At 70.5% G+C, this 12,839-nt stretch carries 9 protein-coding genes; 3 read left to right on the top strand and 6 right to left on the bottom strand.

Annotated features, from left to right (window positions below):
* Positions 1–85 precede the first annotated feature (85 nt).
* Complete coding sequence (locus tag AB0Q90_RS12520; RefSeq protein WP_363164172.1) at positions 86–763, top strand: type 1 glutamine amidotransferase domain-containing protein; 678 nt, start codon at positions 86–88, stop codon at positions 761–763.
* A 163-nt stretch (positions 764–926) separates the two neighbouring features.
* Here the strand turns inward: AB0Q90_RS12520 and AB0Q90_RS12515 are convergent, their stop codons facing one another.
* Complete coding sequence (locus AB0Q90_RS12515) at positions 927–1,685, bottom strand: glucose 1-dehydrogenase (RefSeq protein WP_363164171.1); 759 nt, start codon at positions 1,683–1,685, stop codon at positions 927–929.
* Between the two features lie 132 nt (positions 1,686–1,817).
* Between AB0Q90_RS12515 and AB0Q90_RS12510 the strand changes: the two genes are divergently transcribed.
* Positions 1,818–2,492, top strand: a complete 675-nt coding sequence (locus AB0Q90_RS12510) for a TetR family transcriptional regulator (protein ID WP_363164170.1) — start codon at positions 1,818–1,820, stop codon at positions 2,490–2,492.
* 247 nt (positions 2,493–2,739) lie between these two features.
* On the top strand, positions 2,740–3,276 hold the full coding sequence (locus AB0Q90_RS12505) for a DUF4240 domain-containing protein (protein ID WP_363164169.1): 537 nt from the start codon (positions 2,740–2,742) through the stop codon (positions 3,274–3,276).
* Between the two features lie 161 nt (positions 3,277–3,437).
* Here AB0Q90_RS12505 and AB0Q90_RS12500 read toward each other — a convergent pair whose 3' ends face one another.
* The 5 genes from AB0Q90_RS12500 to AB0Q90_RS12480 form a co-directional block, all read right to left on the bottom strand.
* Positions 3,438–6,497, bottom strand: coding sequence for an SAV_2336 N-terminal domain-related protein (locus AB0Q90_RS12500; RefSeq protein ID WP_363164168.1), 3,060 nt, complete (start codon positions 6,495–6,497; stop codon positions 3,438–3,440).
* Entirely contained in the window at positions 6,494–7,486 is a 993-nt protein-coding gene (locus AB0Q90_RS12495; RefSeq protein WP_363164167.1) for a MoxR family ATPase, read from the bottom strand. The genes AB0Q90_RS12500 and AB0Q90_RS12495 overlap by 4 nt, the downstream gene beginning before the upstream one ends.
* The gene (locus AB0Q90_RS12490) at positions 7,483–9,417 is read right to left on the bottom strand and encodes a VMAP-related conflict system protein (protein WP_363164166.1); all 1,935 of its coding nucleotides are present in this window, start codon (positions 9,415–9,417) and stop codon (positions 7,483–7,485) included. Before AB0Q90_RS12490 ends, AB0Q90_RS12495 begins: the two co-directional genes overlap by 4 nt.
* Positions 9,418–9,422: 5 nt before the next feature.
* Complete coding sequence (locus AB0Q90_RS12485) at positions 9,423–9,779, bottom strand: CU044_2847 family protein (protein WP_363164165.1); 357 nt, start codon at positions 9,777–9,779, stop codon at positions 9,423–9,425.
* A gap of 92 nt (positions 9,780–9,871) precedes the next feature.
* Entirely contained in the window at positions 9,872–12,823 is a 2,952-nt protein-coding gene (locus AB0Q90_RS12480) for an aminotransferase (RefSeq protein ID WP_363164164.1), read from the bottom strand.
* Positions 12,824–12,839 lie beyond the last annotated feature (16 nt).

Below are 12,839 nucleotides of genomic sequence, written 5' to 3'. Positions count from 1 at the left end.
CAGCTACCCGATGCCCAATCGGACATCGGGTAGCTTTTCACCCGCGATAGTAGACTGGTCTACTCATCTCAAGGAGCGACGCGTCATGAAGGTTCTGATCGTTCTCACCTCGCACGACGAGCTGGGGAACACCGGCCTCAAGACCGGGTTCTGGCTGGAGGAGCTGGCGGCTCCGTACTACCGCTTCAAGGAAGCCGGTGCGGAGATCACGCTCGCCTCGCCCAAGGGCGGTCAGCCGCCGCTGGACCCCAAGAGCAACGAGCCCGACTTCCAGACCGACGAGACCCGGCGCTTCGAGGCCGACCCGGAGGCGACGGCGGCCCTCGCGAACACCGTGCGCCTCGACTCGGTCTCGGCCGGCGACTTCGACGCGGTCTTCTACCCCGGCGGGCACGGACCGCTGTGGGACCTGGCCGAGGACCCCGCCTCCGCGCGGCTGATCGAAACGACCCTCCGCTCGGGCAAGCCGCTGGCACTGGTGTGCCACGCGCCCGGCGTTCTGCGGCACACCGTCAACGAGGACGGCACCCCCCTGGTCTCCGGCAAGCAGGTCACCGGATTCGCCAACTCCGAGGAGGCGGCCGTCCAGCTCACCGACATCGTCCCCTTCCTGGTCGAGGACGAGCTCACCAAGCTCGGCGGCGTCTACTCCAAGGGCGACGACTGGCACCCCTACGTCCTCAAGGACGGTCTGCTGATCACCGGTCAGAACCCGGCGTCTTCGGCTCCCGCGGCCGACGCGCTGATCGATCTGCTGAAGTAGGGATACGGCGGGGGCGGCGATGGAGCGACCCGACGGCTACACGGAGGACGCCGACCGCATCACCGCCCCCCCTCCCGACCGACCAGGCAGGGAGAGGCAGGGCCGGAGGTTGTGACACAGGCACCTATCAGGGCGACTTCGGGCCTGCGTCGCCGCAGGGCTTTTACTGGGCCTTGTAGCCGCCGTCGACGTTGAGGATGGTTCCGGTCACGAAGGACGCGGCGGGTGAGGCGAGCCAGGTGATGGCTTGGGCGACTTCGGTGGGGCGGCCCATCCGGTTGACCGGCTGGAGGGCGGCGATGCTTGCCTCGTCCCAGGTGCCGGCCTCGATGGCGGCGTTGAGGATGTCGGTCTTGATCGCGGCGGGGGCGACCGCGTTGATGCGGATGCCGTCGGTGGCGTACTCCAGCGCGGCGGACTTGGTCAGGCCGACCACGGCGTGCTTGGTGGCGGAGTAGTTGGCCGCGTAGCGCATGCCGCCCAGGCCCGCGATCGAGGCCAGGTTGACGATGGAGCCGCCGGGGGTGTCCTGGGTGAGCATCTGCTGGATCTGGTACTTCATGCTCCAGAAGACGCCGAGGACGTTGGTGGTGAGCATCTGCTGGAAGCGGCTGGTGGGCTCGTCGGCCATGCGGCCGGCGTCGAGGGAGATGCCGGCGTTGTTGACCGCGACATCGAGCCGGCCGAAGCGTTCGGCGGTGGTGGCGACCAGGGCGGCGACGGACTCTTCGGAGTCGACGTCGGCGGCGACGAAGACGGCTTCGCCGCCGTTGTCGCGGATCTCGCGGGCGACGGCTTCGCCCGCTTCCTTGCGGCGGCCGGAGACGACGACGGCGTGGCCCGCACGGGCCAGAGCAAGGCTGGTCTCCTTGCCGATGCCGGTGGTGGCTCCGGTGACCAGGGCGACGCTGGAAACGCTCATGACATGGACCTCTTTCACATACAGGTGAGTACAGCCGGCGATCCCACTTCAAGAGACCGCCGGTCTCTTGCGCTCAACATTAAGAGACTGGCGGTCTGATGTCAAAAGACCGGCAGTCTGTAAGATGGGGGCATGACGACCTTCCAGCGAGCGCGCAGCGAGGAACAGCGCGAAATCCGGCGGCGGGCGATCCTCGACACCGCGGCGGCGATGCTCGACGAGATGTCCGCGGGCGCACTCAGCCTGAACGAACTGAGCAGGCGCGTGGGCCTGGCGAAGTCCAACGTGCTGCGCTACTTCGAGTCACGCGAAGCCGTCCTGCTGGAACTGCTGGACCGCGACTGGCGGGAGTGGACCGCCGCCCTTCCCGAACAGCTCGCCTCCTCGGTCACCCCCGACGCCCCGCCGATCCAGCGCGGTCAGGAGTTCGCCGCCGTCCTGGCACACTCCCTCACACAGCGCCGAGTACTTTGCGACCTGCTCAGCGCCCAAGCAGGCGTCCTGGAACACAACGTCTCCCCGGACGTGGCCGCCCGCTACAAACGAGCAGCCCTCGACAACGTCGCCGCTCTGGCCGCACTCGCCCGCCGACACCTCCCCGAACTCGGCGACAACGCCGACCAGTTCTGCGCCCAGGCCGTCATGGTCAGCGGCGCGGTATGGACCCATGCCCGGCCGTCCGCCGCCATGCTCGCCGCCTACGAAGCCGATCCCTCACTCGCCGCCCTGCGCATGGACTTCACCACCACCCTGCAGGAGATGCTGACAACCCTCATCGCGGGCACCCTCTTCAGAGCGGAGGACTGACCCCACCCGTTCCTCGCCGCGGGCACCGGCGGGAACGGCAGGGCGCCTCCAGGGGCATGACCCGGATACGCCAGAAACCCGCCACGGGATGATCGGCGGGGACGGCGCCGGCACGCAGGGTGTAGCCCTGGCCGCGCCGTACGGTCACTCCCCGGTCAAGCGCGGCGCGCTCGGCGGCTCCAGCTGCTCTGGTGGGCCACGCTCCCGCGAGGACCGATGTCAGAGCCAGGTGGCAGGCTCAGCCTCCATGAACAAACAGCAGTTCTGGCAGCTCATTGAGGCAGCCCGCAATCAGGCGTCCAACCCGAACGACGGCGAAGCGGTCGCTCGCAAGGCGACCTCGCTGCTGGCCTCCCGGCCGATCGAGGAGATCGTCGCCGCGGAGCAGGTGCTGTGGGACCTGATGGTTGACTCCTACACCAACCCTCTCTGGGCCGCTGCCTACATCGCCAACGGTGGGTGCTCTGACGACGGCTTCGACTACTTCCGCGGCTGGCTGATCGCTCAGGGTCGTGAAGTGTTCGAGCGCGCAGTCGCTGACCCCGATGCCCTGGCAGAACTGCCCGTCGTTCAAGCCTCCGCGGCCGACGGCGTCGACCTGGAGGGTGAGGACATGCTGGGCATCGCCTGGAACGCACACATCTCGGCGACCGGTGGTCAACTGCCCACGAGCCCACCCACCATCCGCTACCCGGAGCTGGATCCCACCTGGAACTTTGATTTCGATGACCACAGCGAAATGACTCGCCGACTGCCCCGCTTGGCAGCTCTTTTTCTGGAGTAAGCGGAAGCGTCCGTCACACCACGTCAGGCCATGGATTTGCCCTTGCCGTGGTACTCGTCGGAGGGCATCGAGTCCATTCAGTATTCGCGCCGTCGCGCGTCACCATGAACCAAGGCCGCGATACATGTGAACGCCTGCCGCGGGGCTCGGAACTGCACGAACTAGGTCACCGTGGGCGCGGGAATGCGGTCCGGATCGTCCAGCAGGAGGGTGATATGGCGTCCTACGTGCCGGTCCCAGCCTTCGGGGCCGAGCGTCAGCGCCTCCTTGCGCCACTTCCCGAAGCGCTCCACCAGGCTGCCGAGCTCGCGGTCCTGGAGGATCTCGCCGACGGCGTCCTGGAACATCGGGTCCGCACAGTCGCTGCGATGCCAGATCATCGCCGGCACCCCCGCCCGTAGCCCTGCCAGCAGTTCGCGGCGGCCTGTGCCGGACGGGACCGTCGGTGGCTCACTGAGGATCAGACACACCGCGCCGGGATCCTCCTTGAGGTGGCGCTCCAAGTGGAAGGAGTTCGAGTCGTTCGGGCGCATCCCGCTCCAGTAGGCATAGCTCTCCGTAGGTCGCTCCTTCAGCTGACGCCACTTGTTGCGCCAGGGTCGGTGCCAGGCGGCCCGCCGCTGCCGCTCCAGGCTGCGCACCACCACCGAATAGTCCATGGCCAGCGGGATCGGGGTGGAGGTGTCCGATTCCTTCAGCCACCACTCGACCGGCTCGTTGAGCAGTTCGACAGGAAGGACGAACTCAAGGACCAGTGGCTGCCGCAGATCGGCCCAGATCTGCTCGGTCGCCTCCACCAGCCGCTCCACGGCCCTCGGCAACTCCTCCCGGTGCAGGTGCAGAGTCTCGCCGCGCACCGGATGCCAGCCCTCGGAATCGGACTGGCGCCAGCGCGAGAGGTAGTAGCGATCCTCCTCGATCGCGTCCGGCTCGATCTCAATGACCAGATACGCGGGCACGAGGGAGGGAGCCGACGGCGGGGACCCCGCGTACACCGATTGGGCCAGCAGCTGCTCCAAGCCCAGCTCCTGAGCTTGACTGCGATTGAAGCCGCGCAGCACTGCGGTGGCGTCCGCCCGGCCCTCCGCCACCAACTGGTCGGTGCACAGCGCGACAAACGCCAGGCTGGGTGGGAGCTCACCGGACGCGGATACCTCGCCGGCCAGCCGCAGGAAGACCCGCCACCCCGTGTCGCACCACGGAGGCAGTTCCTGAATCCGGGACCGGCTCGCGCGTCGCGCGAGTGCCGCCAACCTCTCGGGCCGCACCAGCTCCAGGGCCGGCCGAAGCGGCTCCAGATCGGCGAAGTCGAAGAACTCGGCTGCGTCCCATTCGTCCACGAGCAGCCGCAGGGCTTCGACGACGAGCGATGCCTGCTCGACGTACGACAGCGATCGCACCAGGCAGGAAAGCCCGTCCGGCTGCGCGGCGCAGGTTCTCACCACATTCAGCAGCCAGACGCGCACTGGTTCGCCGCGGTGTGGCTCCACGGGTACGCCGAGCTCGTCCTGGAGCATGTCGGCGAAGAGATGCCGGGAACTGCCGTGCATCATCGTGGGCGATTCCTGGAGTGCGTCCACGGTCCTGAGGATCAGTGACTGACGCACGCGTTCCGGATTTCCCTTGACCCAGGTCCGGGTCGGCACGGGCGCGGCGCTCGGGGACGGTTCGCGGGCAGGACGGGATGGGGAGACGGGTGCGCTGTCGCGCAGGGGAATCTCCGCGAAGGGGGTGCTGGGGCCGGTCAGGGTGACGTTGCCCAGGCCGGAGGGGAGCACGGCGAGAGCCGGTGTGTCCCGGGTGTCGCCCGCGTGGGCTGTCAGATACGCGGAGACCTCGTCGTAGACACGGCGGGTGTCGGAGTGCCGCACGGTGCTGCGCAGCACTTCTCCGACCCCGTCGACGAAGTGGTACGCGGCGCCGGCGGGGTCCTGGTGGAGGAGGCCGCTGAGGAGGAGCTCGGCCAGGTGGGCGGGGCGTGACTCGGGGAGCATGACGCGCTGGACGAGCCGCATGACGGGGAGCGTGAGGGGAACGGTGGCCAGGCAGCCGGCGAGGCGGTAGGCCTGCGGGGAAGCGTGGGCCCGGAAGGCGCGGACCAGGCTCAGGGGGTCGTCGGTCGGTGTGTCGGCGGAGGTGGTGCCGGGGTCGGCCGCGCCGGTGGTGGCCGGGGTGCTGCTCGTCATCGTGACGACGGCCGGGACTCCGCCGGGAGCGGTGGCGGTGACCAGGTGGGTCCAGCGGGTGAGCCACGAGGCGTCGAGTTCGAGGACGGGCACCGGTGTGCCCGGGACGGGTACGCGCAGCAGGGCAGGACCGTCGGGCCGGGCCGTGCGCAGCCGCGTGTTGGGGAGACCGGGCATGCCGGTGTGCAGGCGGACCTGTTCCAGGCGCAGGCCGGTGCGGCGCCAGAGTCGTTGGGGAAGGGGCTGGATCACCGCCAGGGGGCCCCTGCGGCTCCACAGGTCGAGGAGGCGATCGGCGCGGCCGTCGTGCCAGAGGGCCGATACACAGTCGCTGAGACACCAGATGGCCTGGCGGCCCGTCGGATCGAGAATCTCCCGGGGACTGTGCAGCGCACTCGTGGGGTTCGCCCGCGGATGCAGGCCGGCCGATCCGTCCGGCGTGGGATGCAGGTACCAGAGGCGAATGTCGCGGAACGCTCCCGTGCGCTGCAGCAGGGCCATGAGCTCGGCCACGAGGGAGTGCCAGACGGACATGGTGGGGCCTGTCTCCATGACGAGGGCCAGGCTGAGCCAGCGTTCGGGCTCGGGGCGGGTCGCGGGCAGGAACAGGCGTTCCTCTGCGCTGCGTTCGGCCGTGGCGGTCTCGTCGAGAAGCACTCGGTCGCGGGAGGGGACCTGGCGTTTGAGCGGGCGCAGGGCGCGCAGGATGTTGAGTTCGTGCGGGAGTGCGGCCGCGTCGGCGACGCGGACGGTGACGGCGCGGGTGGAGCTCGGGCCGGTCGCCGTCGTAGCCGCTCCCCCGGTGGGGACGTGCAGGGTGGCGCGTGCGGCCGGGTTGGCGGGGCGGGGTGCGCGGTGGGCCGGGCCGGGTTCCGCCTTGCCGGGGGCCTGCGGGCGTGCGGCTTGTGGTGCGCCGGTGCTTCCCGACCGGGCGATGTGCGTGGCGAGCCACAGTGCTTCCGCTGCCTCGCGGGCGGTGGGTTCGACCCCGATGTCCTCAAGGGCGCTCAGGATGTGGTCGAAGTCGGGGTTCATGTCGCGGAGGGGGGAAGGTGGCCGAGGAGCTGTTGGGCGAGCTGTTCCCGGTCGCCGCCGCCGCGGGCGGCGTGGAAGGTGAGGTACAGGGCGTTCAACAGGTGGTCCGTGGCCAGGTCGCTGGCGTCGCGTCGGTGGAGGAACTCCGTTACGAGGGCGGCGGCCTCGGAGCTGATCTCCGGGGCGAGCCGGGCCTCGACGATACGCATCAGCTCGTCGTGGCCCGGGGGCAGGATCTGCAGTGGAACGCATCGGCGCAGGAACGCGGGTGGGAACTCCCGTTCCTGGTTGCTGGTGAGCACGACGAACGGGAAGGCGCGGCAGCGGACGCGCCCACCGTGTACGACGACGCCGTCGGAACCGCGGTCGGCGGTGGACACGTTGACCTCGGTCTGGTCTCCCCGGGCGGCGCGTTCGAGCTCGGGAATGGTGAACTCGCCCTCCTCGAAGACGTTCAGCAGGTCGTTGGGGAGGTCGATGTCGCTCTTGTCGATCTCGTCGATCAGCAGGACGCGCGGTCGCTCGCGCGGCAGCAGGGCGGTGCCGAGCGGGCCGAGGGTGACGTAGCGGCCGATGTCGGTCTCGGCGTCGTCCTGTTCTCGGGCGGTGGAGACGTCGTGGAGGCGTCGGATGGCGTCGTAGGTGTACAGGCCGTCCTTGAGCGTGGTGCGGCTGGTGATGGGCCAGCGGAGGACCGGGCCCAGGCCCAGTTCGTGGGCGACGGCCAGCGCGAGGGTGGACTTGCCGACGCCGGGCTTGCCGGTGACCAGCAGGGGGCGGCGCAGATACAGGGCCGCGTTGACCAGGTCGAGAATCTCCGGGGCCGCCTGGTAGTTGGAGGCGCGGTCGGTGTCGACGGGCGACCAGTCGGGCAGTTCGGCAGGGACGGAGGGACCGCCGTCGAAGGCTCGCCACGACTGGGGTGGCGGTAGCCGGGTGATCCCGTCGTGGGGTGTGTTCTTGCCTTGGAAAATCCGCCAGTCGCTCAACTGGGCTGCCCTCCTTGGGCGGTGCGCTCGGGAATGCGCAGGGTGGGGCCGTCGCCCGGCAGTTTGCGGGTGGCGTCGTCCCACAGCAGGACGACCTTCTCCCCGCAGTGGCCGGGTGCTGTGGCGGCGTGGAGGCGCAAGCTCCTGATCAGTTCCGGCAGGTCGCCGAGGCTGCTGCGGGCGAGTTCCGCGGCGAACTCGTCGCGGAAGACCACTCCGGCGCAGGCCCTGGATGCGTCGTCATGCACGGCGGTGCGGGCGCCGTCCTGGCGCGGGCCGGTCCCGACGCGGCATCGCACCGAGCACCCGGCGCGTGTCCACACGGCGGCAGGGAGTCCGGCGTACAGCGCCGTTTCGAGCACGTGCTGACGTGCCGTGTCCTCCGGGCTGAACGGCAGCCCCAGCACGGACAGGTCCCGCTGCTGCTGGAGCCAGGCGAAGAACTGTTCCGGGCGCACGTCCTTGTGGCAGTCCACCCAGTCCATCACCCTGTCGTCGAAGGGGCCGTTGCGCAGCCGCCGCCACCGCGCCGTCCACGCCGGATACGTCTCCGGTTTGCGGTCCAGGACGCGCAGCACCACCGGGTACTGCCGGCCGACCGGCCACCACACCTGGGACAGGTACCAGGTGTCAACGTCCACGGAGCCCAACTTGGCCGTCGGCAGGGCGAATTCCATGAACACGTTGCTGCTGATCTCCGCAAGGTCACCGATGGCCGGGGGAACCACGGCCCGGAACTGCTCCTGCGCCTCGGCCAGGGTCAGGGGCCGGTCGTCGCACAGAACGGCGTACGGGGGCTCGGTCAGGTCCGGATACTTCCACACGCGGAGAAAGTAGCGGTCGCTGTCCGGGCCTTGTGTGTCCAGGTGCACGCTGATCGCCGCGACCCGGTCGGGGGCAGGTGCGGACGGCGTGGCCGCGGGAGGCGGCGCGGGCACTCCCAGCCGCTCGGCCACGCTGTCGACCAGATGGGCGAGCGGGCCGACGTCCTCGGGCGAGGTCGCCTCGGTGACCTGCCGGATGAACTGCAGGAGGGGGTGCGGTCCGTCCAGCATGGCCGGGGCGTCCGCGACTTCCCGCAGCACGTCGCCCATGGTGTCCAGGCGGCCCGACGGCTCGCCGTAGTCGCGGTGCACCGAACGCCAGTACAGGGCTGCGGGCGCAAGGCCGGAGCTCTGGGCGGCGCGGAGCAGCGCTTCCTCCTCGCTCAGCGACAGGACCGCGCCTGGCGCGTATTCGTGCTGCAGTGCGGCGCGCAGTCGCCAGAGCTCGGTGTCCAGAGGGCTGGGGGCCCGGTTGGCCGCCCACAGGTCGGGAAACTCGGCCCGTACCGTGGACACGGCGAGCGCCAGGCCGCCCATGTCGAGGTTCTCCCTGCGGGTGGTGGTGATGATCCCGCACACCTCACCCCGTTCCAGGTCCAGCAGCGGTCCGCCGGACTTGCCCGGGGCCAGTTCCCCGTCCGTCAGCTGGAGCATGGTGTGGCGCTCGCCCTGGAGTTGGGGTCCGGCGTACTCGACCGGGCTGACGCCCAGCCGGGGGGTCTGCTCGTAGATCGCGCTGTACCCGGCGGCGTACAACCGTTGTCCCAGGCCCGGTTGCCCCTCGGCCATCCGGATCCACGGGTGGTCCGGCACCGGCTCGTCCAGTGTGATCACGGCCAGGTCCGGGGGCTTCCACAGGCCGCGGCCCGTGTGCGTCGGCGGTACGGCGACCACTGTCCCCTCGCCATGGCCGCCCAGCCAGGTTGCCCGGGCCCGCCCGGCCGTCCTGCGGCTGCTGCCCTCGGCGGGGAGTGCGACGACGTGTGCGCAGGTGACGACGAGGCCGTGGCCGACGAAGAAGCCGCTGCCCCCGCGCAGGCCCGGCCCGCTGATCTGAACGACGAAGCCGCCCAGCAGATCAAGGACTTCACGTCCGCTGGTGTCCACGCGTGTCACCGGCCGCCGGACACCGAACCGTTCTGCCACTCCAGGCGTACGCGCAAGGTGGCGGCAGCCTCGCCGCCGACCAGCATGCACACCAACTGTGATCCCTTCAGGGCGAATTGGAGGCCGAACTCGGCCTCCACCACATCGGGCTGCACCGACTTGAGGGCATCCTGCACCGTGGTCGCCACTCCGCGCAGGGCGGTGCTCACCGCCGTGAGGGAGAGGGCCTCGCGCAGCCCGATGTTCGACGGCCCGCCGTCGTCGTCCAGCTCGTCACCGGCGCCGGCCTTCACCGGCAGCGCGTGCACCAGCAGGGCGCCGCCGTCGGGCAGCTCCAGTTCGACGACCTCCGCTTCCCGCATGGTTCGCCCCCGTATCCTGCGCTGTCTCGCGGGAGGCCATGGTGGCACGAACCGTTCGCGCGGGGGCGGTTGTTCAGCAGATTCCGAAGGGGTCAGAGGCCGAGCTGGGCGAGGGCGCGGTCCAGCATGTCGGCGAAGAAGTCGACCGCGGCGGCGTCGATGCACAGCGGGGGCTTGATCTTGAGGATGTTGAGGTGGTCTCCGGTGGGCTGGACCACCACGCCGAGGTCGAGCATCCGGTCGCAGAGTTCGGCGGTCTCCTCGGTGGCGGGCTCCAGGGTGCCGCGGTCCCGGACGAGTTCGAGGCCGAGGTAGAGGCCCGAGCCGTGGACGGCGCCGATGACGCCGTAGCGGTCGGCCAGTGCTTCGAGCCGGCTCTTCAGGCGGCCGCCGACGCGTACCGCGTTGCCCTGGAGATCCTCGTCGCGCAGGGTGTCCAGGACGGTGAGGCCGACGACGCTGGAGACGGGACTGCCGCCGGTGGAGGAGAAGAAGTAGCCCTGGTCGCGGTACCGGTCGGCGACCGCCTTGGAGGTGATGACGGCGCCGAGGGGGTGTCCGTTGCCCATGGCCTTGGCGACACAGACGATGTCGGGGACTACCTGCTGCTGCTCGAACCCCCAGAACCAGTGGCCGAGGCGGCCGTAGCCGACCTGCACCTCGTCGGCGACCGCCAGGCCGCCGTGGCGACGGACCGCTGCGTACGCCTCGGCGAGGTAGCCGTCGGGCAGCGCCACTCCGCCGGCGTTGCCGTAGAAGGTCTCGCTGACGAAGGCTCCCGCCGGGCGTCCGGAGGCGGCCAGCTCGTCGATCGCCGCGACGGCCTCGGGGGCGTAGCGCACTGCGTCGGGCCCGCGGTGGCGGCCGCGATAGGAGTTGGGCGAGTCCACGGTGTGGACCCAACTCGGGCGCGTGGCCAGGGCGTTGGGGTTGTCCTGGAGCGATGTGGAGACCGCGTCGGAGGCGTAGGTCCAGCCGTGGTACGCCTCGCGCAGGGCGACGACGTCGGGCTGTCCGGAAGCGCCGATGGCCAGCCGCAGCCCCAGATCCACCGCCTCGGAACCGGAGTTGACCAGGAACACCGTGTCCAGCGGCTCGGGAAGCAGGGCGGCGAGGCGCTCGGTGAACTCCACCACCGAGGCGTAGTGGAAGCGCGAGTTCGTGTTGAGCCGGCGCAGTTGCCGGGAGACCGCCTGCTCGACGCGAGGGTGGGCGTGGCCCAGCGGGGTGACGTTGTTGACCATGTCCAGGTAGGACCGGCCCTCGGTGGAGAGCAGATGGTGGCGCCAACCCCGCTCGATCCGGGGCGGGTTGTCGTAGTAGTGCCCCTGCACCGTCGCGAACACGGCGTCACGCCGGTCCAACAGGTCGGCGTGCTCGGCAGGTTCGGCGTCGGGAAGCCCGATGAGCGGGGCGGGGTCGGCGGTGAGCGCGAGCCAGCCGGCCGCGTATTCGGGGCGTACCAGGGCAGGGACGTCGGGTGCGTCGCCGTCGCGCAGCGCGATGTGGACCGAGGTTCCGGAGGGGATGTGGGCGAGCTCCTCGCCCGCCCGGACCGTTGACCCTGCGGAGACCACCGGGTGAACCGGAGAGGCGAAGGACAGCGTCAGCACCTGTGGACCGCAGGTGATCTCCGTACGGCGCGGAGTAGCGGCGAGAACCTTCCCCGCGCGGGGAGCCAGCACTTGGGCGGCCTGGCCGAGCCACAGGTCGATGCCGGTGGACACGGTGGCGGCGGACACGGCTGACAGGGCCGGAGCCCGAGTGAGCCGCGCCTGCCCGTAGCGGGTGGCCACCGCGGCGGCCCCGCCGCCGAGCGCGGATGCCACCAGCCGCTCCTCGACACCGGCTTCGAGCCAGACGCCGTCGTCCGTGGACTCGGCTCCGGTGGACAGGTCGAGGACGGTGATGTCGTCCGCGGCGAGGCCCCGCAGCAGGGGCTCCGACGGCATGTGGGCCCGGGCAGGCACGTCGTCCTGGCCGCTCGCCCGCTTGATGAGGTGGGTCATCACCGGCAGCGGCAGCTGGGTGGCCTGCTCGAATATGCGCCACTCACGGTCGAGCGCCGCCGTGGCGTAGGCGTTGTCTCCGTCGACGGCGGCCTGGTGGCGACCGCTGGCGACCAGGCCGGCGGCGCGCAGGACCACGAGCGGCCACACCGCCTCCGCCTCCTGCGGGGAGAGCGGCCGGACGGCGTGGAAGGCCCGGACAGCGGGCAGCACGTGGTGGGGCTCGACACCGTCGTGATGCAGCATCGAGGAGAGTGACACGGCGAGTTCGCCGACCGCCCAACTCACGGTGAGATCACCGAAGTCGATGACCCCGTCGGGCAGCGGCAGGCAGCCGTCGGGCGAGCGGATCAGATTGTCGTCGGTGAGGTCGAGGTGCACGGCCTGCGTCGGAAGCCCGGGGGCGAGCTGCTGGATCAGGGCCCATGCCTCGGCGGTCGCGGATTCGACGGCGGTGCGCCGGTCCGGCTCGCCGATGTACCCCGCAAGCTTGGCTACGACGCGCTCCGCGTGCCGCAGGTCCCACTGCAGGACGCGCTCAAGACCGGGGTGCCGGAAGTCGCGCAGGGTGGTGCTGACCTTTGCGACGACGGCTCCCATGGACGCGACCGTCCCGGGCGACAGGTGCCGCGGCCCGGAGAGCGGGCCGCCCGGCAGGTACCGCAGCAGCCGTACGACGGCCGGCCCGCCGCCGATGTCCACCACGGCGCGGCGGAGGGAGCCGTCGGGGCGGCGCAGGACGGTGGCGATGCGGAGTTCCGGGTGAGCGGCGGCGATCAGGTCGGCGGCGGTGTCCTGGGCTTCGATCTCCGCCGCGCCGAAGGCGGGATTGGCGACCTTGAGTACCGCCACGGCCGACCCGTCGTCGGCGCGCAGCAGGAAGTTGGCGTCCTGCTGGCTTCCCAGCGCCGTGGCGTGAGCGGAGACACCGAGATGCAGGGAAGCGATGCGCGCCGCCTCCGCCGGTGTCACCTGCGGGGCGGGAAGCGCCTCTTCGGTGAAGAAGTCGATGGTGCGGTACTCGTCGTGCGGCATGCGGGGTCCTCGGCGG

The organism is Streptomyces sp. NPDC079141, from assembly GCF_040686775.1.
Classification (GTDB): Bacteria; Actinomycetota; Actinomycetes; order Streptomycetales; family Streptomycetaceae; genus Streptomyces.
Note: the sequence above shows the minus strand (reverse complement) of the source record. Positions and strands in the feature narration are given on the sequence as shown.